20 protein-coding genes, 1 tRNA gene and 3 rRNA genes are annotated in these 23,318 nt (G+C 48.6%); 7 read left to right on the top strand and 17 right to left on the bottom strand.

Annotation, left to right across the window (positions count from 1 at the left end):
* Nucleotides 1–4 precede the first annotated feature (4 nt).
* Nucleotides 5–826: a 2,3,4,5-tetrahydropyridine-2,6-dicarboxylate N-succinyltransferase gene (locus tag ACZ50P_RS07845; protein WP_464120986.1), complete on the top strand. Its 822-nt coding sequence runs from the start codon at nucleotides 5–7 to the stop codon at nucleotides 824–826.
* Between the two features lie 12 nt (nucleotides 827–838).
* On the opposite strand, the gene ACZ50P_RS07840 is transcribed toward ACZ50P_RS07845, so the two are convergent.
* The 8 genes from ACZ50P_RS07840 to ACZ50P_RS07805 all read right to left on the bottom strand — a co-directional run bounded on the left by ACZ50P_RS07840 (nucleotide 839) and on the right by ACZ50P_RS07805 (nucleotide 7,065).
* On the bottom strand, nucleotides 839–2,089 hold the full coding sequence (locus tag ACZ50P_RS07840) for an FtsX-like permease family protein (RefSeq protein ID WP_464120985.1): 1,251 nt from the start codon (nucleotides 2,087–2,089) through the stop codon (nucleotides 839–841).
* Between the two features lie 41 nt (nucleotides 2,090–2,130).
* On the bottom strand, nucleotides 2,131–2,943 hold the full coding sequence (locus ACZ50P_RS07835; RefSeq protein ID WP_464134873.1) for a substrate-binding periplasmic protein: 813 nt from the start codon (nucleotides 2,941–2,943) through the stop codon (nucleotides 2,131–2,133).
* 118 nt (nucleotides 2,944–3,061) lie between these two features.
* On the bottom strand, nucleotides 3,062–4,012 hold the full coding sequence (locus ACZ50P_RS07830; protein WP_464120983.1) for an MlaD family protein: 951 nt from the start codon (nucleotides 4,010–4,012) through the stop codon (nucleotides 3,062–3,064).
* Complete coding sequence (locus tag ACZ50P_RS07825; RefSeq protein WP_464134871.1) at nucleotides 4,009–4,719, bottom strand: cell division ATP-binding protein FtsE; 711 nt, start codon at nucleotides 4,717–4,719, stop codon at nucleotides 4,009–4,011. Before ACZ50P_RS07825 ends, ACZ50P_RS07830 begins: the two co-directional genes overlap by 4 nt.
* Entirely contained in the window at nucleotides 4,719–5,543 is an 825-nt protein-coding gene (locus tag ACZ50P_RS07820; protein ID WP_464134868.1) for an MlaE family ABC transporter permease, read from the bottom strand. The genes ACZ50P_RS07825 and ACZ50P_RS07820 overlap by 1 nt, the downstream gene beginning before the upstream one ends.
* A gap of 72 nt (nucleotides 5,544–5,615) precedes the next feature.
* Nucleotides 5,616–6,200, bottom strand: coding sequence for a YdcF family protein (locus ACZ50P_RS07815; RefSeq protein WP_464134866.1), 585 nt, complete (start codon nucleotides 6,198–6,200; stop codon nucleotides 5,616–5,618).
* Entirely contained in the window at nucleotides 6,178–6,555 is a 378-nt protein-coding gene (locus ACZ50P_RS07810) for a RidA family protein (RefSeq protein ID WP_464120978.1), read from the bottom strand. The genes ACZ50P_RS07815 and ACZ50P_RS07810 overlap by 23 nt, the downstream gene beginning before the upstream one ends.
* Before the next feature lie 21 nt (nucleotides 6,556–6,576).
* Nucleotides 6,577–7,065 carry an organic solvent tolerance protein gene (locus tag ACZ50P_RS07805; protein ID WP_464134864.1) on the bottom strand — a complete coding sequence of 163 codons (489 nt, stop codon included), beginning with the start codon at nucleotides 7,063–7,065 and terminating at the stop codon, nucleotides 6,577–6,579.
* Between the two features lie 133 nt (nucleotides 7,066–7,198).
* Here ACZ50P_RS07805 and ACZ50P_RS07800 point away from each other — a divergent pair, with 133 nt between their 5' ends.
* Entirely contained in the window at nucleotides 7,199–7,831 is a 633-nt protein-coding gene (locus ACZ50P_RS07800; protein ID WP_464120977.1) for a L,D-transpeptidase family protein, read from the top strand.
* A gap of 10 nt (nucleotides 7,832–7,841) precedes the next feature.
* Here ACZ50P_RS07800 and ACZ50P_RS07795 read toward each other — a convergent pair whose 3' ends face one another.
* The gene (locus ACZ50P_RS07795) at nucleotides 7,842–9,197 is read right to left on the bottom strand and encodes an HD domain-containing phosphohydrolase (RefSeq protein WP_464134862.1); all 1,356 of its coding nucleotides are present in this window, start codon (nucleotides 9,195–9,197) and stop codon (nucleotides 7,842–7,844) included.
* Nucleotides 9,198–9,338: 141 nt separating this feature from the next.
* Between ACZ50P_RS07795 and ACZ50P_RS07790 the strand changes: the two genes are divergently transcribed.
* Together ACZ50P_RS07790 and ACZ50P_RS07785 are read left to right on the top strand one after the other, a co-directional pair.
* Nucleotides 9,339–9,980 (top strand): chalcone isomerase family protein, encoded by a 642-nt coding sequence (locus ACZ50P_RS07790; RefSeq protein ID WP_464120975.1) that lies wholly within the window; start codon nucleotides 9,339–9,341, stop codon nucleotides 9,978–9,980.
* A gap of 183 nt (nucleotides 9,981–10,163) precedes the next feature.
* On the top strand, nucleotides 10,164–10,772 hold the full coding sequence (locus ACZ50P_RS07785) for an NADPH-dependent FMN reductase (RefSeq protein WP_464120974.1): 609 nt from the start codon (nucleotides 10,164–10,166) through the stop codon (nucleotides 10,770–10,772).
* Nucleotides 10,773–10,943: 171 nt separating this feature from the next.
* On the opposite strand, the gene ACZ50P_RS07780 is transcribed toward ACZ50P_RS07785, so the two are convergent.
* The 5 genes from ACZ50P_RS07780 to ACZ50P_RS07760 form a co-directional block, all read right to left on the bottom strand.
* Nucleotides 10,944–11,366, bottom strand: a complete 423-nt coding sequence (locus ACZ50P_RS07780) for a DMT family transporter (protein WP_464134860.1) — start codon at nucleotides 11,364–11,366, stop codon at nucleotides 10,944–10,946.
* Nucleotides 11,367–11,979: 613 nt separating this feature from the next.
* A 5S ribosomal RNA gene (gene rrf, locus ACZ50P_RS07775) occupies nucleotides 11,980–12,096 on the bottom strand.
* Nucleotides 12,097–12,348: 252 nt separating this feature from the next.
* Nucleotides 12,349–15,289 (bottom strand): 23S ribosomal RNA (locus ACZ50P_RS07770).
* Nucleotides 15,290–15,403: 114 nt separating this feature from the next.
* Nucleotides 15,404–15,480 (bottom strand) — tRNA-Ile (locus tag ACZ50P_RS07765).
* 142 nt (nucleotides 15,481–15,622) lie between these two features.
* A 16S ribosomal RNA gene (locus ACZ50P_RS07760) occupies nucleotides 15,623–17,127 on the bottom strand.
* The 16S, 23S and 5S rRNA genes sit together here with 1 tRNA gene alongside, the layout of an rRNA operon.
* An 801-nt stretch (nucleotides 17,128–17,928) precedes the next feature.
* Between ACZ50P_RS07760 and ACZ50P_RS07755 the strand changes: the two genes are divergently transcribed.
* Nucleotides 17,929–18,603, top strand: coding sequence for an ArsR/SmtB family transcription factor (locus tag ACZ50P_RS07755; RefSeq protein WP_464134858.1), 675 nt, complete (start codon nucleotides 17,929–17,931; stop codon nucleotides 18,601–18,603).
* Nucleotides 18,594–19,748, top strand: coding sequence for a cytochrome c biogenesis protein CcdA (locus tag ACZ50P_RS07750; RefSeq protein WP_464134856.1), 1,155 nt, complete (start codon nucleotides 18,594–18,596; stop codon nucleotides 19,746–19,748). Before ACZ50P_RS07755 ends, ACZ50P_RS07750 begins: the two co-directional genes overlap by 10 nt.
* A 23-nt stretch (nucleotides 19,749–19,771) precedes the next feature.
* On the opposite strand, the gene ACZ50P_RS07745 is transcribed toward ACZ50P_RS07750, so the two are convergent.
* Both ACZ50P_RS07745 and ACZ50P_RS07740 read right to left on the bottom strand, forming a co-directional pair.
* Nucleotides 19,772–20,878 (bottom strand): hypothetical protein, encoded by a 1,107-nt coding sequence (locus ACZ50P_RS07745; protein WP_464134853.1) that lies wholly within the window; start codon nucleotides 20,876–20,878, stop codon nucleotides 19,772–19,774.
* 9 nt (nucleotides 20,879–20,887) lie between these two features.
* Nucleotides 20,888–21,496, bottom strand: coding sequence for a DUF4423 domain-containing protein (locus tag ACZ50P_RS07740; RefSeq protein WP_464134851.1), 609 nt, complete (start codon nucleotides 21,494–21,496; stop codon nucleotides 20,888–20,890).
* A gap of 387 nt (nucleotides 21,497–21,883) precedes the next feature.
* Here ACZ50P_RS07740 and ACZ50P_RS07735 point away from each other — a divergent pair, with 387 nt between their 5' ends.
* The gene (locus ACZ50P_RS07735; RefSeq protein WP_464134850.1) at nucleotides 21,884–22,501 is read left to right on the top strand and encodes a hypothetical protein; all 618 of its coding nucleotides are present in this window, start codon (nucleotides 21,884–21,886) and stop codon (nucleotides 22,499–22,501) included.
* Here the strand turns inward: ACZ50P_RS07735 and ACZ50P_RS07730 are convergent.
* Nucleotides 22,498–23,301: a transporter gene (locus ACZ50P_RS07730; protein ID WP_464134848.1), complete on the bottom strand. Its 804-nt coding sequence runs from the start codon at nucleotides 23,299–23,301 to the stop codon at nucleotides 22,498–22,500. The two genes, ACZ50P_RS07735 and ACZ50P_RS07730, sit on opposite strands and share 4 nt — an antisense overlap.
* Between the last annotated feature and the right edge of the window lie 17 nt (nucleotides 23,302–23,318).

Here is a 23,318-nt window from a genome sequence, read left to right as displayed (position 1 = left end):
TCTCATGCAACAAGAAGTCACCCAGATTTTTGCTGACGTTCAAGGCGGAAAAAGCGTTGATCAACTGAGCACTCAGGAACTCAAGGCCGTCTTTGAAACAATTGAGGGCCTGGACGCCGGTCGCCTGCGCGTAAGTCAAAAACAAGATGGTCAATGGATCACCAACGAATGGATCAAAAAAGCCATCCTGCTTTATTTCCGCATCCAAAAGATGGAAGCCATGTCAGCCGGGGATCTTGCTTTCTTCGATAAAATTCCAACAAAACAATGGAGCGAAGAAGATGGCGTGCGTGTCGTTCCTCCGGCCGTGGCCCGCAAAGGATGTTTCATCGAAAAAGGGGCCATCTTGATGCCTTCTTACGTGAACATCGGTGCCTATGTCGGCTCCGGCACCATGGTGGACACTTGGGCCACCGTTGGCTCTTGCGCGCAGATCGGTAAAAATGTGCATCTTTCCGGCGGTGTGGGCATTGGCGGGGTTTTGGAACCCATCCAGGCCTCTCCAGTGATCGTTGAAGACAACGCCTTCATCGGCAGCCGCTGCATCGTGGTCGAAGGGGCCGTGATCGAAGAAGGGGCTGTATTGGGCGCCGGAGTCACTATCACTGCCAGCACAAAGATCATTGATGTCACGGGTTCCGCCCCGGTGGAATACAAAGGACGCGTTCCTGCCAACTCGGTGGTCATTCCAGGGACACAGATGAAGGAATTTGCCGCCGGAAACTATGGTGTTCCTTGCGCACTGATCATCGGTAAGCGCAAAGCCAGCACCGATCTGAAGACATCCTTGACTGATGCTCTACGCGATCATCAGGTCAGCGTTTAATTTTTTTTCAAATTATCTCATTCGCAAAGCATCGGACGGCTGCACTTCTGCAGCCGTTCTTGCAGGAATATAAGATCCCCACCACGCAATCAGGGCACTGACGATCAAAACACCAAAGACCAGCCAGAAATCCACCAACGCGGGAATCGACGAGTCATAATAAATATCTGAAGGCAAAAACTTGATGGGATTGTATTGGATATACAGACTGATACCTGTTCCCAACACTGTACCGGTGACAACGCCAATCGAAGCCAGGAAAAAGCCGATTTGTGTAAAGGTCATCACCGTCTGACGTGCAGAGAATCCTATCGCACGCAAAATCGCAATATCGCGCTTTTTCTGCGACAACAACAAGGCCAGGACGCTCATGATGGAACTTGCCGCGATCATTCCCGCCAGCCCCAGGAAGATACCGATGGTCAGTTTTTCCAGTTTCAAAGCATACAACAAGGCCGAATTGCGATCCATCCAGGTCTCAACACTGACGCCCTCAAACTTCGCCAGATCATCGCGAACAGACAGGACATCTTTTTCATTCGCAAGCCAGACTTCAATACCGCTCTTGCGCATACCTTCGGTGGTCAGCGCATTCAAAGCCTCACCACGTTGATAATAAATATACTGACTGTCCAAGTCCGGCAGACTGGTAGTCACAATTCGTTTGATACGAACGCGCTCAAACTTGGGGGTTTCCCCTGGAGGCAACAGCAATCCCGAAGGTGACACCACCGTCAGGAAATCCCCCTCAAAAACACCCAATGACTGCGCCAAATCCACTCCGACGACAACCTCACCTTTGCCAGGAACATCCTCGGGATCCCAAAAATACGCCGGAGAACTACGGTCCTCATTTTTGCGATCTACCTTTTGCAGCTGTTCAATAAAGTGTTCAAGACTTTCGCGGGTCACCCCACGGGCGATTCCACCCCGGAACTGTCCATCCTGACTGCGAATGATGACGTCCATAGACTCATAGACGTAGGCTCGATTCGCAGGATTTTCCTTCAAACGCTGAAACACCGGATGACTTTCAAGTCCCTGTGAAGTCCCCACCCCGGCGACCTGAATATAGAGATGAGGCTCCAGCCCCAGAATGCGCTGGCGAATGCTGCCGTTCATACCATTCATGACAAACAGAACAACCAAAAACGCAGTCACGCTGATACAAATGCCTACCATGGAAAGCCAGGCAATTCGGCGCACCAGCGCCCCGGCTCTTTTGGAAAAAATAAAATGACGGAATAAGTGCCCAACCAGCATCCTAGAATCATAAGGCGGTCAGGAAGCTGCGCACAAGCTCGTTAGTGAGTTTTTCCGTTGGTTTTAAACATGGCGGCAAGCTTTTCGCCGACATAATTATTCACAATGCGCTCATAGACCCCGGAATCACGCATCTTCTGGAGTTCGCGATCAAAGTCATTGCGCATTTTTTGATCACGAAATACCACGTAGGACTTATTCGGCTCTTCAAAGACTGGAAAGACCTCAATATCTTCCACCCCCCCCACCTGGGGAACCATGGTTTTTCTGAACCAGGCAAAGATCGAACGATCCATGATCAGAACATCAATCTTGCCGTTCCAAAAGGCTTTAAACTGCTCATCCTGCTTAGTGAACTCAACATACTTTTCTGGCAGAGCGCCCGAGGCCCTGGGTGAAAAATGCCGCGAAAAATCTTTCCCCAAATCCTTCCATGCATTGACCCAAGCCCCCACTCGAAGCTCTTGCAGATCCTTCACTGACTTGACTGAAAGTTCTCTGGCTTTAAAACTCATCGCCACATTGTTATAGATCACAAACGCCTGGGAATAATAACGAGATCCATCACTACCTAAGGGAACACCGACAACAACATCGAAGCTGTTTCCGTGTTTCGCCTCCGCCTCGATGCGATAAGGGGAAATGGACTGAGGCTTCATTTGATAGCCCATGCGGCTTAAGACCTCCCGAGCCAGATCGACTTCGATTCCTCGCAACTGCTCGTTTTCTAAAAACGCATAGGGCGGTCGGGCTTTGCCAAAAGCCACTGCCAGCGTTTTTTCACTTTTGGCCCAAACCGAAGAGCCCACAAACAAAACTGCGATCATTTGAGCCAACAAACGCATCGTTTGCATGATTCACCATTCCCCTGCTCTAACGAGCACAGGTCTTATCGTGCAAACTTCTTTATTGCTGAAGAGTAATTAAATTAATTTGATAATTCATATTTGCGCCCCAGATCGGGACGCATGGCTATTTCTGACTCGCTGGAACGCGAGCATCTTCTTCTTCTCTCACTTCCTTCACACTACTGCGCATGAAGAAACTTTTTTGCATGGCCTTCAAAACCACCACTGTCTCATTTAAGGCCTGCACCAAACGCACACTGGCACCTGGCAATTCACCTTCAACCTCTTTCACAGCTGGTCCCAGGGCACGCGTCATGACTGCCAGGTTCTGGGTCATCACCGCAAGGTCTTTGGCCATGGCAGGATTGGCTTCGTTCAGCTCCGGCAAAATTTTATTGATCTCCCGAGTCGTCACAGCAAGATTACCCACCAGCTTTTGCACCCCATCATCGTGAGTTGCCTGCTTGGAAAGCTTAATTACTTCCATGGACATCGTATTAAGATTCTTCACCAATGGATCCATACGGTCGATCACACGAACCAGACTCTCGGCACGACTCTTGTCGGCAAAAGCATCCACCAGAACCTGCACGCTTTCCAGGATACCACCCAACTTGCTCAAGTAAGAATTCAGATGTTTTCCGCTCATCAACGTCATCAGATCCACCGTTTCCATGGACTTAATGGCACTCTGATCAGGGATTACGTCGTACTCTTCCCCGCCAACGGTCAGCTCCAAAACTCTCTCCCCGATGATGAAGGGACGGATCAACTGCACCGTGCTGTTCTCACGCACACGATTTTGGAATTTCCCCAGAACATAGAAGCTCACACGAATGCGGTTGTCACTTTCAAGCTCGACAGTTTCAACCTCACCGGCACGAAGACCGGCCATCTGCACCAGCGTTCCTTGATGGATTCCGTCGGCATTTTCAAAAGTCGTCGTATAGCGCACCTTGGGTTCAAACCACCCCTGCTTGATCGCAGCACTCACCCCTGTCAGGATCACACCGCAGATGGCCAGCATCACGAACAGCCCTGCCACTCTTTCAAACTTGTTGAATTTTACTTTCATAGATGAACAACTCTTTTCTCCGGATCCACCGCCTGGAAGTACAATTGTCCTTCATCCAGATGAATGATCTGATAGTTGAAAAGATTCATGAACTTTTCATCGTAAGAACTTATGAAGACATGCTTCAGCAGGCCCTCCTTGCGCAAACGATGAACATGGTCGGCAAAAATATAGACACTGTCCTGCCCCAGCCCGACACTGGGATCATCCAGCAACAACACCTCCGGCTGCATGACCACGGCCCGCATCAGACATGTCAGTTTACGAATACGCCCCGGCACGTGCGCCGGTCTTTCGTGGGCAAATTTTTCGATCCCGAATTCCTTGATCATCGCTTCCACACGAGCTTTGGATTCTTCCGGCGTTAAAACCTTATGATACAACAAAGGCAGCATCAGATTATCATACAGGGTGCGGTTGTTAATCAGACCACCATAGTCAAAGGAGTAACCAATCTTCAGACGGTAAGGCAGGAATTCTTCAAAAGACATGTCCACCACATTTTCACCGTTGATCAGATACTTCCCGGATTGTGGGATCTGCAAGCCTGCAAGAATCTGCAGCAGTGAGCTTTTACCAGCCCCCTCTTCGGCCTTCACCCACAAAATTTCATTCATGGGAAAATCGAATTCCACATTCTGGACGATAGGTTCCTGTCCTTCATGAGTAAAAGACACGCCTTCAAATTTAAGACTTTCGATTTTCATCAGACCACCCCTAAACTGCGAAGTTGATTTAGATAAAACAATGCTGTGACCATAAGATTAAAGACGACCACAAAGATAATACTGTTCACCACCGCCTGAGTCGTCACCTGCGGAACCTCATGGGGACTGCGCTTCACGGACAAGCCCTGATAGCAGCACACCACAAAGATAATCATTCCGCTGAATCCATTTTTTAAAAGGAAGATAAGCACGTCTTCCTTGGCAAAAGCACGCATCAAAGAATCGGTGTAAAACGCGAAAGGCAGATCCTGAATAAAGCGCGTCACCAGGAAACCGCCGATCAAGGCGATGAAATTGAAATAGAAAGCCAGCCCCAGAACGCTGATCACTCCACCCAAAACCCGCGGGAAAACAATGAAACTCAGCGGGTTTATGCCCATACTTTCCAAGGCTTCGATTTCGCGATTGGCACGCATGTTCCCGACTTCCGAGGCCACAGCTGTTCCTGAACGCGCAATCACCACCAGCGCCACCAACAGGGGCCCGGCCTCACGCACGATCATCACGATCAGGAAGTTCCCGATCATCTGGGTCCCACCCAGCATGGAAAGATTGGAAACGGACTGCAAAAGAATGATGGATCCTGTTCCCAGCGCCAGGACTGAAACCAGCGGTAATGCCTGCCAGCCAGTGAAATAAATCTGCGCGGAAATGACCCCCACGATCTGCCTGAAGCCTTGAGCGCGGTCCATGATCGTGGCACGAAGAGAAAGATAGACCATCAGGAGAACACGCGCTGTGTACTCCAAATTCTTTGTTACAGATCTTCCTAGCGAGTCAATATGCGCCAGTAAAGAAGTCATGATCCACCCTCGATTTCCTAGGGACTTTATCGGATCAAAACTGGAAAAGGATATTAAGTCGAAGGTCTGGTTTTAGTAGGCCCAGAGAGAGTAAAAGAAGGATTTCAGGGCCTCAAACCCCGACTCCCAGACAGAAGACTCAAAACGTCCCCCGATAATGGCGTGTTTTTCGATGTATATATTCTCCGGAAAGGTCGCCCGGAATGTCTGATAAGAACGATACATGTGCAGGCGTGAGGTCACCAGAAGAATATCCCGGCACTTCAAAGCCTCGACGATGGGAAGACTTTGTTGAGCATTGCCATAGGTGGTCTCTGAACGACGGTCCAGAACCACATCATTTTCACTCAAACTTCCATAAAAGGGCCACACCGGCATGATCTCGCGCAAACGCGCATTGGAATACACACCCGAGATGACCAGCTTCTTGACATTCTGATTTGCCAGAAGGTCAAACCCCTCCCGCACCCTGCCTGCACCGCCAGTCAATACGACGGCGCAGTCTGCAGTGGGAGTCTTCGTCCATGACTGAATTTTCTCACCCTGCACTTTGTGATACTCATCCACAAAGCGATAGAGCACCACTGCACTTAACAGCAGCAGTGCCCAGAAAGAGCGGGATTTCAACAAGGACTTAGCGATGCGCAATGACTTCAATCTCCACGTTCACGCCCTTAGGCAAAGCTGCCACAGCAACAGTGGAACGTGCTGGTGGAGCTTCTGTGAAAGCTTTAGCATAAGTCTCGTTCACAACCGCGAAGTCCGCCATGTTGGTCAGGAAGATGGTGCTCTTCACGATATTGCTGTACTTCATTCCAGCTGCAGCCAATACCGCCTCGATATTTTTTAGAACCATTTCAGTTTGGGTTTTGATATCGCCGGTGAAAACTTCACCCGTCTTTGGATCAATCGAGATTTGACCGGAACAGAACAAAAAATCACCCATCTGAACAGCCTGAGAATAAGGACCCACGGCCTTCGGTGCATTGTCTGTGTGAATTACTTTTTTCATGAATCTCTCCTTAAGAGTTTATTAGAAATAGAAAATGATTCCCGCGCTGAACGGACTGTCAGCGATAGTTCTGAAGCGTACGTTGTCCATTGAAACAACACCCACCCCCCCTTCGAAGGTGAAGGCCAACGAATCCAAACCTGTAAAGAAGAACTCGCCGCCAAACAAGGCATTAAGTTCAAAGCCGGACTGTTTATCCCCGTTGGTTTCCTCATTCAACACACCAACTGAACCACCCATATAGAAGTTCATGTTATCTTCTTTGAAGACCACACGGCGAATACCCGCGTTGAAGGCAAACTTTGAGTAGTCCTTCTGCGTGTCAACACCAAGACCTCCCGCCAAAGCCATGTCCGGCGCGAAGTAATAAGTTGCCGCCAGCTGCGGCAGGTTCAAAGCCGAATGAGTTTTCACACCCACCCCCAAACGGTTGGTCAACTCTTTCGCCTGACCTTGAGCGGTGAATCCTACTGTCATCAAGCACAAAGCCAACGCCATTTTTTTAAGCACTTTTCTCTCCTCTGTTTTGGGATATTTAGCCTTTTTATTAAAGGCAAAACTGGGAACCGGGGCAAAGGATTTTACTTCTTACAACGGGTGTCAATTCCTTGTGTCCTTGCGACTTTCGTGGGAAACGGAGCACATGAAACTCATTTTCTGCATTCTTATATCTTTCTTGGTTCTTTCTGAGGCTCATGCCGTCGTCTATGGCGATCATTGGGTGGCTTTAAGTCCGGAAGAAAAGGAAATGCTCGAAATCGCCATCGAAGAAGCCGCTCTTCCCAGCTACTGTCCCCGCCTTGGCGAATTTGCCGCCAAATCCCGCTGGGAACGCCCGGCTCTCGAGGCGGAGGCCGACTTGATTCTGGTTGATAAAAAACGTCGACTGATTCATCTCATGCAACAGGAACAGATTCTGGCCACTTATTCTACGGCTCTTGGCGGCAGCCCCGTGGGCCACAAAAAGAAAGAAGGCGACGAAAAGACGCCCGAAGGTCGCTATATCTTCGAAGTGAAAAATCTAAAAAGTGAGTATCATTTAAGCCTGGGCATCAACTATCCCAACCGTAAAGACAAGGCCGACGCTTTAAAGAATGGGATCAAAGATCCTGGTGACAGCATCATGATCCACGGCCTTCCCAATAGTTGGATTAAACGCAAACTGATCCGCCACCCCCGCGATTGGACGAAGGGGTGCATGGCCGTCACCAATTCTGAGATTGAAGAAATCTTTGCCCGCATGCCCTTGGGCGGAATGATTGAAATCTGTCCATGAATAACGCCCGTCAGATGAGTGAATCCGCAATCGCCGCCAAAAAGTCAGAGGAAAAAGCATCCGTCTTTTGACTCTCCCGCTCCCAGACTTTTTCTTTCAGAAAGCGGAACCCCACACCGGTCTCTTGCATAGTCGTTAAAACAGCCTGATCAATTTTTTCGGCAAACATCACTATCTGCGCTTCCACCGGCACTTTGTCAGCAGGGACCTGGTTTGGGAACCCCTTGCCATCAAAGCGCTCATGTGTGCAGACCATCGCGGCCTTGATTGCCTCGCTGATCGGCACTCCTTTGCCAAGACATCGATTCAAAGAAAGCACTGGGTGATATCCAAAGGATTGTGGCAACTCGGAACTATCCCCCTGCTTGCCGCCGTCTCCCAAGAGGTACCGACGCACAAGACTTTCCTCGACATCAAGCAGCCCGACATCCGTCAATAGACCCGACATCAGGGCCACCCGCGGATTCCCCTGTCCACTGCGCTTGGAAATAAGTGCGGCATACGCCGCAATCCACGGCGCCCGCCACAAACGATAGAAGTCACCACTCAGGGACTCCCGGAACAGATCCCAAAGATCCTCCTGACCTTCGAAGGTTTTCAGCAGCTCCTCACCAGCGGACTGCAGCGATTCATAGGCGGCAACAAAAGACTCCTGGGACGAGGATTTAAAATCAAAAAGCAAAATTTCATTCAGTTGCAAAGAGGCCTGATAAAGCGCCAAAAACTGAGCCCGGGCCCGCATTCTCATGCCTTTACCAGAAGTGTCATAGTAGCTTGCAATGTATTGAGAATACCGCTCACTGTCCTTCTGCAGGATGAAAACCCCGTCTGCAGCAGAGACTCTCTGATAACGGTCATCAGATAAGACAGAATTTGAATGAGTCACAGCCACATAGCGCTGATTCAAGGGCTGCCGGATGAATACCGGAAAACTCAGGGTTGTCATCGGGAATAGATCACTGATTTTTATATCGAAATACTGAGCCCGACAACGTTGCAGACACAGGTATTCGAACTTCATCGTTTGAAAATATTCCGCCTGCGACAGCGGTGTTATGCGGGTGTTCGCCGTGCCCTCCAGATTTTCCCGTGATAAGGACGGCGCCATCACCGTCACCAGACGAGAACGCGGGAACGCATGCAAAACCTGATCAACCCGGACTGCAAAATCCTGCAAAGATTCCTGATCCTCCTGACTCAGAAGAATCAACTGCGCACGCATCAGGTCCAGCGTGGCCCCTTTGCTAAGGTCTGAAAAATCCATGTGCTGAAATGTCAGGAAGTAGCGCGACACAATGTGCTTGGCGCGATTCAGAATCCTTTCATTTCCAGAAAGAATCAGAAGCTCCAGCTTTTGTCTGAACATAGGAGGTGGCATTTTAGTGTCTAACATCGCGTCTTTAAAAGCTTAATGAGGAATCTTCCACCTGCCAACAAAACTTTTACGGGTTGACAATTTCACCCCTCCAACGAATCCTATCTGGACCATATCGAGAAAGGATCATTCATGAAGCACCTTATCGCAGGACTTGCCACCGTTCTTTTGTCCTTAAATGCCTCGGCCGCCCTTCTGACTTCCGAAGGCAGTGGTGAGAAAATCGAAAAAGTCACTCTTTCCAGTTCAGCAACGGCTCAGGTTGAAAATGAAGCCGTAAAATTAACTTCCGTCGGGGCCGGACTTCGCGCGAAGAAAGTTGTTTTCGTCAATGTGAAGGTGTACGTCGGTCAGTTGTTCGTGAGCACCCCTGAGAGTTTCAAAAAGACTGACTCAGAAGCCCTGACATCCCTGAAAGATCAAAAGGCTGTAGCCATCCAGCTTCACTTCTTGCGCGATGTGGATGCGGACAATGTGCAAAAATCCTTCAAGGAAGCCTTGAAAGCCAACAACGTCAGCCTTGACGATGCCGCAGTAAAACAATTCCTGGACTCTGTCTCCAAAGGTGGCGAGGCGAAAGACGGCAAAGCACTTACAATCTTGGGTGCAAAACTGAAAGACGGTTCTGAATCTGTGTTCTACGAAACCACTTCAGGAAATGTTTCTGAAATCAAAGGACCTGCTGGTTTCATCGAAAAGGTCTTTGCGATCTGGTTGGGGAAACCATCCGACGATGGCGTTGCGAGCTTGAAAAAATCCATCCTGAAAAAGTAGTCACACCGGGGGCAGGTTTCGGCCTGCCCTGCAGAATAAAGTACCCCGAATGACTTGGCCCCTCTGTCGCCATTCAATCTGAAGCTCCCTCCTGGACAATAGAAATTGTATTTTGAAATAGAGGGCCTAAACAGGTGCTCTTACCCCTGATGAATGTGAAAATAAGAAGAATTGGAGCGGAACATGAAAGTCTTCCTTTTTGCGGCCTCCCTGCGCAAGGGATCCTACAATAAAAAACTGATTCGAATCGCCGCCGAACATCTTCGCACATTACCCTTCTGCGAGGTGGACTTGTGCGAATTTAACGACTTCCCCATGCCGATGTACGATGGCGACCTTGAGTCCTCCCAGGGAATTCCTGAGGGCGTGCAAAAACTGGCGCAGAAAATCCAATCAGCCGACGCCATTGTCATCTCCAGCCCGGAATACAATGGTAGCATTCCCGGAACGCTTAAAAATGCGTTGGACTGGGTTTCCCGTATCAAACCACTTCCGATCGCCAAAAAGCAGATCCTGCTGATTGGGGCCTCGCCAGGGTCTTTAGGGGGCATTCGCGGGAACATCCACGCAAGAACCCCCTTCCACATCCTTGGAACTTACCTGTACCCAGAATACTTTGGCTTGGCGAAGGCGGATTCCGCGTATGATGAGAAAGATCAACTCATTGATGCAAAACAAGATGAGCGCTTAAAAAACTTACTTCTGGATTTCATTCACTATGCTGCGCGCAAGGAAACCCCATTTGAAGCCTTAAGTGAATTTGTTGAAGAAAGACTGCAAAAGCCAAAATGAAGGCAGCACCTTCATTTTCGAGCAAATAATTTTTAGGGCACAACTCCCGAAAAGAACCGCAAGATGTGGCGTAGCACTCGATGCGACACGAGGTGTTCCAAAAAAGAAAAGGAGAGGATCAACCTCTCCTTTGAACAACAGCCAGCAATAGTTTTAAATATTTTGAAATTCTCAGCCCGCATTGCGAGGTGGGTCGACGTGAACCGTCGGCACGACCGCTGCGGGTATGGCCTTCATACTCGGAGCTTCCACTTTTGCAACCTGCTCTTCTGTTTTTTTGCCATCACCCAGATTCAGCATAACAACTCCCAAAATAATCAGGGAGGTCGCCAATACTTTCTGAAGCGGAAGAGGCTCGTTGAAAATAACCAAGCCCAGGAACGCCATTAGCGCCGTTCCCACGCCTGCCCAGATGGCATAGACGTTACTTACTGGAAGATACTTTAAGGCTACAGTGAGGCTTATAAAGCAGATTCCATGACATGCTACTGTGAGCACGGATGGGAGCACCTTTGTAAACCCCTCTGAGTACTTCATCGTGATCGTTCCAAAAACCTCAAAGATAATTGCTGCTGCAAGATACACGTATGCCATAAGACACCCTGTCGCATCTCGACCCTTTCTTTTGTCTATTCAATTTTTGTTTCCCCGTGCTCGGGTGAATCCCCGAGAGATCTTTTTTTGAACCAGTCGACAAAAAAGACTTAAAAAGCGAACAGGAAAAGATTCCTGTATTTGATATAACTAGAATACCACAGCTCTTTAAAAAAAGCTCTCATGACTCGACCTCAATGAGATTAAACAGTCTTTTCGATAACTTAGACATGAGACACAGCGAATATTTTTAGCCCATATTTTGTTTGATTACACATATTTATGTTTATGTATTTTCCCATTTTGAAACAAAAATGGGCCTACAAAGGCCCCACTCAACGTCTCCGATTGAAGTGAAAATAAAAGAAAAGGCGCTGGCAGAGTCATCAGCGGTGTCAGTCATCACCCCAACCGGAACTACTCAGAAATCCATTTTTGCGTCTGATTGAGGCGATAATGCTCAAATAGGCAGAATACTAAGCACGCAGCAGAGTCCTCAACCCGGGAGCTTTGAGGAATTCACCATATCGATAGGGTAGATTCTGAAATCGAGTTGAGTTTTAGACAAAAAAAAACCCGGCTTACTTTCGTAAGTCGGGTTCGAGTAAAAAAGAGCTGGCATCGTGCTACTCTCCCACATGGTCGCCCATGCAATACCATCGCCGCAAGAGGACTTAACTTCTGAGTTCGGAATGGGATCAGGTGTGGCCCCTCTGCTATAAACACCAGCAAAGCGTTTATTAAGTCAAAGTGGTTAGCTTCTTACACTAACCTTTCTGTTCTTTGCAACTTGCTTCCAACACAAATGGAGAAGTTACTTCTTTTAGTTACAATCGAATGATTGATTTAATTGATTTTTAGCGATTAACGGTTAGTCCCATCAATCACTCTCTTACTTATTCAGAGAGCTAGTCTCTCGTTCCTTTAAAAGGAAGTCTTTGAGACGAAATCTTCGTCAAGCCGAAGCCTGAGAAGAAAAATTTTAAAAAAGCCTCACGACCTATTAGTACTGATCAGCTCAATGTGTTACCACACTTACACCTTCAGCCTATCAACCTCGTAGTCTCCAAGGAGTCTTTAGGGGGCCGAAGCCCCAGTGAGATCTAATCTTGTAGTTTGCTTCCCGCTTAGATGCTTTCAGCGGTTATCAATTCCGAACATAGCTACTCTGCATTGCCGCTGGCGCGACAACAGAAACACCAGAGGTTCGTCCATCCCGGTCCTCTCGTACTAAGGACAGGTCTACTCAAATCTCATACGCCCACAGAAGATAAGGACCAAACTGTCTCACGACGTTCTGAACCCAGCTCGCGTACCACTTTAATTAGCGAACAGCTAAACCCTTGGGACCTGCTCCAGCCCCAGGATGTGATGAGCCGACATCGAGGTGCCAAACTCCATCGTCGATATGGACTCTTGGATGGAATAAGCCTGTTATCCCCGGAGTACCTTTTATCCGTTGAGCGATGGCCCTTCCACGCGGGACCACCGGATCACTTTGGCCTGCTTTCGCACCTGCTCGACTTGTAGGTCTCGCAGTCAAGCCCCCTTATGCCAATGCACTCGACGCCTGGTTTCCAATCAGGCTGAGGGGACCATCGCGCGCCTCCGTTACTTTTTGGGAGGCGACCGCCCCAGTCAAACTGCCCACCAGACAGTGTCCCTCTGCTCGTAAAGAGCAGCAGGTTAGATTTCAAAGGTGCCAAGGGTGGTATTTCAAGGTTGACTCCACAATGGCTAGCGCCACTGCTTCAAAGTCTCCCACCTATCCTACACATGCCAACTCTAAAATCACTGCCAAGCTACAGTAAAGGTTCACGGGGTCTTTCCGTCTTTCTGCGGGTACTCGGCATTTTCACCGAGAATTCAATTTCGCGAGGCATTTGGTCGAGACACCGGAGAAGTCGTTACGCCATTCGTGCAGGTCGGAACTTACCCGACAAGGAATTTCGCTACCTTAGGACCGTTATAGTTACGGCCGCCGTTTACTGGGGCTTCGATTCTCTGCTTCGCTTGCGCTAACAAATCCTCTTAACCTTCCAGCACCGGGCAGGCGTCAGTATGTATACTTCGTCTTGAGACTTTGCACATACCTGTGTTTTTGATAAACAGTCGCTACTCCCATTTCTCTGCGACCCGAAAAAGCTTGGGGAGTAAATCCTTACACTCTCGCGGGCACACCTTTTCCCGAAGTTACGGTGTTAAGTTGCCGAGTTCCTTGACCAAAATTCACCCCATCGCCTTAGGATATTCACCCCACTCACCTGAGTCGGTTTACGGTACGAGCTAATAAAACTAAACTTACGAAACTTTTCTTGGATGCATGGCTTTTCACACTTCCGGGACAAGTCCCTCGCATTCACACCTCAGAGTTACGACCAGCGGATTTGCCTACTGATCCTCCTACATGCTTACACCTCAATCCAATAAGAGGCTGTGATATCCTACACCGTCATTCCTTAAGCGCGATTTATTAGGTAACGGAATATTAACCGTTTTGCCATCGACTACGCCATTTGGCCTCGTCTTAGGGCTCGACTAACCCTGGGAAGATTATCTTTACCCAGGAATCCTTGAGTTTTCGGCGCCCGGGTTTTTCACCCGAGTTCAACGCTACTTATGTCAGCATGATCACTTCTAGTTCGTCCAACTGTCCTACCGGTCAATCTTCATCCTACACTAGAACGCTCCCCTACCACTAAAATATAAAATATCTTAATCCAAAGCTTCGGTAACACGCTTAGCCCCGTTGTATCTTCCGCGCAGAGTCACTAGACTAGTGAGCTATTACGCTTTCTTTAAAGGATTGCTGCTTCTAAGCCAACCTCCTAGTTGTCAAAGTAACTCCACAACGTTCTCCACTGAGCGTGCATTTAGGGACCTTAGCTGTTGGTCTGGGCTCTTTCCCTCTCGACTCATGACCTTATCACCCTGAGTCTGCCTGCCAGGGAACATATCTATGGCATTCGGAGTTTATTTGGGTTTGGTAATCCGGTAAAGACCCCTAGCCCATTCAGTGCTCTACCTCCATGATATTTTTTACCTGACGCTATACCTAAATATATTTCGGGGAGAACCAGCTATCACCCAGTTTGATTGGCCTTTCACCCCTAATCACAGATCATCAAAAGAGTTTTCAACCTCAACTTGTTCGGTCCTCCACGAGGTGTTACCCTCGCTTCAACCTGTCCATGATTAGATCACCGGGTTTCGGGTCTATGCCTGCATACTAAATCGCCCTATTCAGACTCGCTTTCGCTACGGCTCCACCTGCAACGGCTTAACCTCGCATGCAAACATAACTCGCTGACTCATTATGCAAAAGGTACGCTATCGCCCACTTAAGGGGCTCTAACTGCTTGTAGACTTACGGTTTCAGGTTCTATTTCACTCCCCTCTCGGGGTTCTTTTCACCTTTCCCTCACGGTACTTGTTCACTATCGGTCACTAAGGAATATTTAGCCTTATGAGGTGGTCCTCACAGATTCCCACAGGATTTCACGTGTCCTGTGGTACTCGGGATGCCGCTAGGGCCTTCGAAGTTTTCGAGTACGGGGCTATCACCCTATCTTGCCAGACTTTCCAGACTGTTACTCTAACTTCTCCGGTCCCACATCGCGGTCCCACGACCCCTCCTTCAAATTAATGAAGAAGGTTTAGGCTGTTCCCCGTTCGCTCGCCACTACTGGGGGAATCTCGGAATTGATTTCTCTTCCTGAGGGTACTGAGATGTTTCACTTCCCCTCGTTCGCTTCAAACAACTATGTATTCATTGAGTGATACCATAAATGGTGGGTTTCCCCATTCGGAAATCTCCGGATCAAAGTGTGTGTGCCACTCCCCGAAGCTTATCGCAGCTTACCACGTCCTTCATCGCTTCTTAGTGCCAAAGGCATCCACCGTAAGCCCTTTGTAGCTTAAAAAAATGGAACTAACCTCGCTAAAAATCAACTAAATCAATCTATTCAATTGTCAAAGAACAAAAACTTGTTCACGTAAAACTCTAACTTACACCGCATTCAACCGTCAGTAGAACTTGGTGGGCCTGGGAAGACTCGAACTTCCGACCCCACGCTTATCAAGCGTGTGCTCTAACCAACTGAGCTACAGGCCCGTTAGGCTTCACTCTCTCAAAACTAAACAGCTAGATAGATTTTTGGGACTCACTTACTCGGGAAGAGTAAGTTGACCTAAGATTGGGTCATTTTAACTTATCAAGAACAAGTCTTGATGAAGATTGACCGGATAATCCTTAGAAAGGAGGTGATCCAGCCGCAGGTTCCCCTACGGCTACCTTGTTACGACTTCACCCCAATCATCGACCATACCTTGGGCGCCTGCCTCCTTGCGGTTAGCGCAGCGACTTCTGGTACAGCCGACTTTCATGGTGTGACGGGCGGTGTGTACAAGGCCCGGGAACGTATTCACCGCGGCATTCTGATCCGCGATTACTAGCGATTCCAACTTCATGATCTCGAGTTGCAGAGATCAATCTGAACTTAGATAGCTTTTAAGCGATTTGCTCTACCTCGCGGCTTAGCTTCGCTCTGTGACTACCATTGTAGCACGTGTGTAGCCCTAGGCATAAGGGCCATGAGGACTTGACGTCATCCCCACCTTCCTCCGGTTTAACACCGGCAGTCCATCTAGAGTGCCCAACTGAATGCTGGCAACTAAATGCAGGGGTTGCGCTCGTTGCGGGACTTAACCCAACATCTCACGACACGAGCTGACGACAGCCATGCAGCACCTGTGTACCGACCCTTGCGGGCGACGACATTTCTGCCAATCTTCCAGTACATGTCAAGCCTAGGTAAGGTTCTTCGCGTTGCATCGAATTAAACCACATGCTCCACCGCTTGTGCGGGCCCCCGTCAATTTCTTTGAGTTTTAATCTTGCGACCGTACTCCCCAGGCGGGATACTTAACGCGTTAGCTTCGTCACTGAAGGGGTCAATACCTCCAACAACAAGTATCCATCGTTTACGGCGTGGACTACCAGGGTATCTAATCCTGTTTGATCCCCACGCTTTCGGATCTCAGTGTCAGTGTTCGGCCAGTTACCCGCCTTCGCCTCCGGTATTCCTGTTGATATCTACGTATTTCACCACTACACCAACAATTCTAGTAACCTCTCCGACACTCAAGCTTCGCAGTATCAAATGCACTTCTGGGGTTGAGCCCCAGGCTTTCACACCTGACTTACAAAGCCACCTACATCCGCTTTACGCCCAATGATTCCGAACAACGCTAGGATCCCTCGTCTTACCGCGGCTGCTGGCACGAAGTTAGCCGATCCTTTCTTACAGGGTACATTCATTGTGTTATTCCCCTGCGACAGAGCTTTACGACCCGAAGGCCTTCATCACTCACGCGGCGTCGCTGCATCAGAGTTTCCTCCATTGTGCAATATTCCCTACTGCTGCCTCCCGTAGGAGTCTGGACCGTGTCTCAGTTCCAGTGTGACTGATCATCCTCTCAGACCAGTTAAAGATCGTCGCCTTGGTGAGCCATTACCTCACCAACTAGCTAATCTTACGCGGACTCATCTTAGAGCGAAAAACCTTTGACCCCTTGAGCCGCAGCTCTTGTGGTCTTATGCGGTATTAGCTAATCTTTCGACTAGTTATCCCCCACTCTAAGGCAGATTATCCACGCGTTACTCACCCGTGCGCCACTAGGTATTGCTACCCCGTTCGACTTGCATGTATTAGGCACGCCGCCAGCGTTTGTTCTGAGCCAGAATCAAACTCTCCAGTTTAAATTCTGTTAGAAGCAAACAGCTAGCTTTTACGCTATTGTTTGTTCGAATATTTTTTGAAATTGTGAATACTAATTACTCAGTATTCAAAGAGCCCAAAAATCTATTTTATCTAGCTATTCAGTTTTCAAAGAGCGAATTTCTTACTCGTCGTTAATGTTTCGTAGCGACGAGGTGAGTGTTTTATCGAAGACCGAAGTCCTTGTCAACACCCTTTCAAACATTTTTTCGAAAATTTTCAAAAAGAAATTTTTCGAAAAAATATTTAAATCTCAAAACCACCCAAACAAGCAAATCAGTTAATTGAATACAAATCAATTAATCGAGCGGCTGTATGTGTTTGCTTTCAAACAGAAGCGGCGATGAGGTCTCGATTTATAGGCCTATTCGGACCATCTTGCAAGAATTATTTGTGCAAATAATTACGGCAAAACGCACTATTTTTGCCCACTTACCGTGCAAAACAGCGTTTTTGCTCAAAAAAGCAGCGAAATCAATACCCATATAAAGAATCTTTCACATTTGATTTTCGACAGGCCCCCTCCTTTTTATATGAAAACCACCCCGCTAGGACCCATTTTTGACACTTTCGATAGAAACCCCCAGGTCACCCCCTCCGTTTTGCGCCAAAGGTTTCTATATATATGAGTTACACTCCACCCAAACTCGCAGAACAACCGCAAAAGACAGCTTCTGGCAGCAAAAGCCTGTGAACCCCTTCCGCCAGCGGTTTCCAGCCCTCTTGCCTGTCAGGATAATAACAGCTGTTATATTCAAGTAATTTATTGAATACTTGAATCCATGAAGCAACAAAACGAAACTCAACAACTCATTCGCTCCCGCATTTATGACAGCCTAGGATTGATTTCCCAATCCATGGCCTCACCGATTCGTCTGCGTATTCTGCAGTCGTTGGCGAATAGCCCCTGCACGGTCGAATCCCTCAGTCAAAAATCGGGGGAATCCATAGCAAACACATCTCAGCATCTTCAGAAGATGTTGCGAGTGGGGCTGCTTAAGTGTGAAAAGCAAGGCGTGTCTCGCGTCTATAGCCTGGCCAACCAGAAAGTTTTGGATGTATGGCTGGCTTTGCAAAACCTGGCGTCCGAACTCCACCCGCAGGTTCAGTTGGACGAGAAGGCCCTGTGCCCAGAGGAGCTCTGCACGCCCCTCTCCACCGGAGAGGTCTTAAAAATGGTTCAGGCTGGCAAAGCCACCCTGGTGGATGCGCGCGATCTCGAGGACTCCCAGGGGTCTCCGATACACGGGGCCCTTCATATACCGCAGGCTGATCTTAAAAAAAGCCTTCCCACCTTTTCAAAAAATAAAACCATCTTTGTATTCTGTCGCGGTCGCTACTGCACACTTGCCAATCCTTTGGTTGAAAAATTGAGAGGCAAGGGCTTTAAGGCCTTCCGTCTGCGCGAGATGGCTTATGAAATTCAAAAACAAGCACAGGAGATACAATGGAACTAAGCCTTATCGGCGTCTTCGGCGCAGGACTGCTCACCTTCTTTTCGCCATGCGTACTTCCGATGGTTCCAATCATTGCTGCAAACTATTTGATGGCAGGAAGCTCGTCCCGCTTTGCTCGCCTGCAGTCGACAGGACTATTTGCGCTAGGCTTTATGGCGACCTTCACACTGATGGGACTAAGTCTTCCCTTTGTTTCCGACTTCCTGGGCGAGGCCAAAGGCCCTTTACTGATCGCCTCAGCGATTGTCATCTTCCTGTATGGACTTAAAATGTCGGGCATGGCTTTCCAAAACAGCGATAGCACCCGCCTGTTTGCATGGCTGGGCCGCTCAGCTTATCTGCCCAATATACAGAAATACCTTCCTAAGTCCCTGCATGGGTTCTTGTTCGGAGCCACCTTTGGATTGGCCTGGACACCTTGCGTGGGGCCGATTCTGGGTGGCGTTTTAAGTTATGTGGCCACCAAGGATCGCTCTTTATCCGAAAGCGTCGCCTTGATGACCAGCTTCGCCCTGGGGATTGTAATGCCCTTCTTGGCTTTGGCTGTCGGAGGCGATTTGGTGCAGGGACGCCTTAATAAGCTGCGCCCCCACCTGCCGAAAATCGAGCAGGCCACTGGCTATGGATTGATCCTGGTGGCATTTATCATCCTGACCCAGTCGAATCTGCCTTCGATCTTGTCAGAGGATGGAACCCACGAACAAATCAGCTTTGTGACACCTCAAGGTCGCACCAATCTTGAGTCCGTCGCTCCGAATGCAGCAAAACTTTTATTCTTCCATACAGAGACCTGCCCGATTTGCCATCAGATGGAAGCGTACCTTCCTCAGGTCGAAAAAGAGTGCAACTCCAGCTCCTTCAAAATCGTGCGGGTGAATGTCTCCCTGCCCGAGAACCAGGCTATTGCCGACAAATTCAAGATTCGCGCGGTACCAACCATGAGTCTGATCTCCCCGTCGGGAGAAGAGATTGCACACACGGTCGGCTATCAGAGTGAAATCAGTCTGCGGAAAGCGATTGACGCCCTTCCCAACACAACTTGTCTGAATACGGCTCAAAATAAACTACCCCATCCAGCCGAAGATGTGCGCGAAGGGCAAAGCTGTGATCCAACCAAACAAACTGGGAACGGTCTGACTTGTTAAAGGACTTACCGAAAAAGGGCTGTCTAAAAAAATCTGCGTATCAGCTGTCCTTTTGAATCCAGCTCGATAGCGCCAGTGACAGCCCGATTTTCCCTTGCGTAGTACCACGTATCCAGAAGTGTTCCGGCTCGCAGGCTTCCGTCAGGCCAAAAGGAAATACTCCCTAGGACATTTGCCACCCGCACGATCTGCCCCTGGAGGCAGATCTCCATGAATCCCTTTACTGGCATTGATTCAACAGAACCGTCCGCAAAAAATGAAATTCGCGATAGTGACGCCGAGGCCCCCTCACCCAGCAGGGTGATCATTTGACCGAACAACTGTACTGACACAGGCTCCAGGGAATTAATGGAAAAATGCGCCAAGTTGCCATCCTCATAGAAGCCCAGCCATTTGTTCTTTAAGTGAACCGACTGCCAGTATCCCCCCAGCGCCAGCGCGCCTCGCAGTGCCCCACTTTCATAGTAAGTGGCGTGATCCAGATCCACGGCCCAGCCTCTATAGTCTGTGGTTTTAAATCCCACCTGTTTCACCAGATTCAACAATCTTGGACTGTCGTAGGTAAGTATCTTTGATGAGCTGAGAATCTGATTGAAATAACGAACTCGCGGCGATGACGACTGACCGTTTTCAATGCCCTCTCGATAAATCAGTTCATGCAGGATCAAACCGGCCTTGTCTGCTTCAGAAAGTCGACTCCATAAACGCAGATCAATCACGTAGCGCTTATCCCCCGGCATCATCAGGTCTTCAGGGCGTTGAATGGCGATCTGACGAATTTCGCACTCTGCAGGAATAATAACTGCACCCGAATCACGAATCGGCAAAAATTTCCCTTGTGAAAACCACTGCGTTTCTTCGGCAAAACTCTGAAACCATAGCCTATACTGGGCCGCCCTTGTGGGATTCACAGCTCGGAGACGATCGAGCGCAAAAAGAACCTTTTCCTGATAGGTGGCACCAGTCCCCAAGTCGACAGTTATATGCCTGAGTTGCTCACCCTCAAAGTAGTCCAAAAGCTGAACTTTTTCTGTTGGGGCACACTCCAGAACATTCCCCCCATTTCCCACCCAATCACCGCCGGCAAAACTGAGAGAGGAAGTAAGAACAAGATTTAAAACAGACAGCATATCAGGCTCCTATTCGTGCTTGTTTAATATGGGAAAGCATTGCAAGGCCACTCGATAGAGATCACCACCCTGCGACTGCTCATCGAGCTCAAAGACATCATCGCGAAACTTCAGGACCAGTTTTTTTAGTTTTTTAAACCGCTTTTCATCAAGGGCCACAGTCACAAAAGAATAGTCCCGCTCATCAACGGGAATCAGAGGCAGCTTTTCTTTGGCCATTTCCAGGGTGTTCAAATGGGCCCTCTGCAAAGACTGGGATGAAATGTCGTGCGATGAGTAAAGACTTTGATGATGGCGCTTCCATGCACCCTTGCCGGGGCGTTCAATCAATCCCAGGACTTCAAGATTCCGCAAACAGATCTCCACACGTTCCTCAGGAATCCCGGTCTTCAACGCCATCCAGGACGCGGAACTTTCGAAATCAGGCAATCGAAAAACCGCCAACAGGACGAAGTACTCCCATTCATCAAAGAGAACCGCGTATTTACTGGCATCAAGTTTATAGGCTGACGTGGCTGGCGGTTTATTCACGCCCAGACTTAGCAGAAACTCCTCCTGTTCTGCCGGAGCCAACCCAAGTTTTAACATCACATTGGCGGCATCCTGTAAGGGAACCATACGCTTCCCCTTCATGACGGCGGACAGAGTGCCAGGATTCAGGGATAAAAAACTGGCAAAGGACCTAAGGGAATACCTTTTGTTCTTGGCTCTTTTGAGCTCAAACAGCTCATGGAGCTTTTTAGAAAAATAGGGACGTTCCTGAATTTCAGTCATAGTCAGGAGCGCAGAATTATAGATCCGCGGAAACAGGATCAAGTCAATTCTGGTTTGTTGTACGCCGAGTGGAGTGTTTTATCTATTTTGTAACGACGCTCCCCTTGAGGATTGCAAAGCTATAATTTGCATAACTCACTTTTTTTCGGATGGACGGACTTTGTCAGACTTTTTTTTGATGGACTATCATGCCGTGTCTCGACAACATATTAAGACTAAGGAGAAAGTGAGATGGCATTTTTTAAAAAAATTCTGATTTTAATTTCTACTTTAGCAAGTGTTGGTTGCGTCACCACACCGGCAAATGAAGAATCTACCTTTGGTTTTCTGGGAAATAATAAAGAGATCTCTTTGGGGGCTCAGACCATTTTGGGGCATGCCATCGGCATCGCCAATCTGCAAAGCGTTCAGACGTCTTTGGGACCAGCTTATGTTTTTCAGGAAGGCCAACCTGGCAAGCTTACGCGTGGGGTGTGCTATCGTGGCACTGATAAAACCCTACTGGCCTTTGAATCTGGCGCTGCGGGAGGCCCCGAGGGGATTATCACGGACATTCGCTTGATCCGGGCAGGAACACCCTACAAGTACAGCCGCCACTGCGCCCCTTCCAAAGAAGTTCTGCGCACAACGGCCTTTGCAGATCAAACCGGCCTGATGATGAGTCGCGATCGACTGGAGAAAAAACTGGGGGCTCCGGATAAGTCAAACAAGGATCTTCTTTCCTACAAATACGTCAGCACCCGAAAATACGGGACGCAAAAAGAAGACACTGTTTCATATGTAAATATCAAACTTACCAAGCAAGTGCCCCGGGAAATCAGCGTTTCCCGAGTCACAGAAATATACTAGAACAATTTGGATTCAATAGACAGATACAGGAAAACACCACGTTCGTGCTCTACGGCGGAAGGTCCTAACCCCAACAGAGCACCGATACCAGGAACCACTTCTGTATCTTCTGTCACCTGGAAGGCGGAACGAATACCCGGGACGACATAATAAGTTGTCTCAGAGCCCTTTTGATCCTGACCTGTCACAACCTCGTTGTTATTCACAACGAACTCGCAAAGCAGATTGGTCTTAGGGGTCATATTGTATACCACACTGGTGGCAAAGTTATAGCCAAAGATAGAAGCCGTCTGACCCACATCGTTTTTGGCATCAGGAGTGAAAGTGAATCCCGCATTCCAGTGATTTGTCCAACGGTCATTAATAGCGATAGAAACAGATTGATTAAACTGCACTCCGACCACGCCGTTGCCAAAACCTTTTTTATAGTCTCCGGTTGGCACAATTAAAGACAATCTCGGAGCCATCGCGATTAAATCTGTATTCAAAAGCTGATAGCGGTAGTTTAGCAGCACATCCCCCACCTGAGTTTGGTCGTCACCAGCTGCATCCCGGGTCTTCAGGACGGGAATCACATAGGAAAATTGATGAGTCTCATCTCCCATGGGAATTTCATTTGTGAACGAATAGCCCCACTCATGCGCCGGGTCCAGATACTGATAGGTTTGAATGAACTGCACAACCCCAGGCTCTTGATTGTAGGCTTCTTCTACGAGGAAGGAATTATCTTTCACCGCTTCCGCTGCAAAACTGGAAGCACCCATCAATAACACACCGACTGCGAACACGACCGACTTCATCGATTTACCTCATTTCA

It is taken from the genome of Bdellovibrio sp. CKG001 (assembly GCF_055397465.1).
Note: the sequence above shows the minus strand (reverse complement) of the source record. Positions and strands in the feature narration are given on the sequence as shown.

Excerpts from the sequence above, each read along its gene's own strand:
- ACZ50P_RS07845 (WP_464120986.1), top strand. The coding sequence starts at position 5 with ATGCAACAAGAAGTCACCCAGATTTTTGCTGACGTTCAAGGCGGAAAA.
- ACZ50P_RS07840 (WP_464120985.1), bottom strand. The coding sequence starts at position 2,089 with ATGCTGGTTGGGCACTTATTCCGTCATTTTATTTTTTCCAAAAGAGCC.
- ACZ50P_RS07835 (WP_464134873.1), bottom strand. The coding sequence starts at position 2,943 with ATGCAAACGATGCGTTTGTTGGCTCAAATGATCGCAGTTTTGTTTGTG.
- ACZ50P_RS07830 (WP_464120983.1), bottom strand. The coding sequence starts at position 4,012 with ATGAAAGTAAAATTCAACAAGTTTGAAAGAGTGGCAGGGCTGTTCGTG.
- ACZ50P_RS07825 (WP_464134871.1), bottom strand. The coding sequence starts at position 4,719 with ATGAAAATCGAAAGTCTTAAATTTGAAGGCGTGTCTTTTACTCATGAA.
- ACZ50P_RS07820 (WP_464134868.1), bottom strand. The coding sequence starts at position 5,543 with ATGACTTCTTTACTGGCGCATATTGACTCGCTAGGAAGATCTGTAACA.
- ACZ50P_RS07810 (WP_464120978.1), bottom strand. The coding sequence starts at position 6,555 with ATGAAAAAAGTAATTCACACAGACAATGCACCGAAGGCCGTGGGTCCT.
- ACZ50P_RS07800 (WP_464120977.1), top strand. The coding sequence starts at position 7,199 with ATGAAACTCATTTTCTGCATTCTTATATCTTTCTTGGTTCTTTCTGAG.
- ACZ50P_RS07795 (WP_464134862.1), bottom strand. The coding sequence starts at position 9,197 with ATGTTCAGACAAAAGCTGGAGCTTCTGATTCTTTCTGGAAATGAAAGG.
- ACZ50P_RS07790 (WP_464120975.1), top strand. The coding sequence starts at position 9,339 with ATGAAGCACCTTATCGCAGGACTTGCCACCGTTCTTTTGTCCTTAAAT.
- ACZ50P_RS07785 (WP_464120974.1), top strand. The coding sequence starts at position 10,164 with ATGAAAGTCTTCCTTTTTGCGGCCTCCCTGCGCAAGGGATCCTACAAT.
- ACZ50P_RS07780 (WP_464134860.1), bottom strand. The coding sequence starts at position 11,366 with ATGGCATACGTGTATCTTGCAGCAGCAATTATCTTTGAGGTTTTTGGA.
- ACZ50P_RS07755 (WP_464134858.1), top strand. The coding sequence starts at position 17,929 with ATGAAGCAACAAAACGAAACTCAACAACTCATTCGCTCCCGCATTTAT.
- ACZ50P_RS07750 (WP_464134856.1), top strand. The coding sequence starts at position 18,594 with ATGGAACTAAGCCTTATCGGCGTCTTCGGCGCAGGACTGCTCACCTTC.
- ACZ50P_RS07745 (WP_464134853.1), bottom strand. The coding sequence starts at position 20,878 with ATGCTGTCTGTTTTAAATCTTGTTCTTACTTCCTCTCTCAGTTTTGCC.
- ACZ50P_RS07740 (WP_464134851.1), bottom strand. The coding sequence starts at position 21,496 with ATGGTTCCCTTACAGGATGCCGCCAATGTGATGTTAAAACTTGGGTTG.
- ACZ50P_RS07735 (WP_464134850.1), top strand. The coding sequence starts at position 21,884 with ATGGCATTTTTTAAAAAAATTCTGATTTTAATTTCTACTTTAGCAAGT.
- ACZ50P_RS07730 (WP_464134848.1), bottom strand. The coding sequence starts at position 23,301 with ATGAAGTCGGTCGTGTTCGCAGTCGGTGTGTTATTGATGGGTGCTTCC.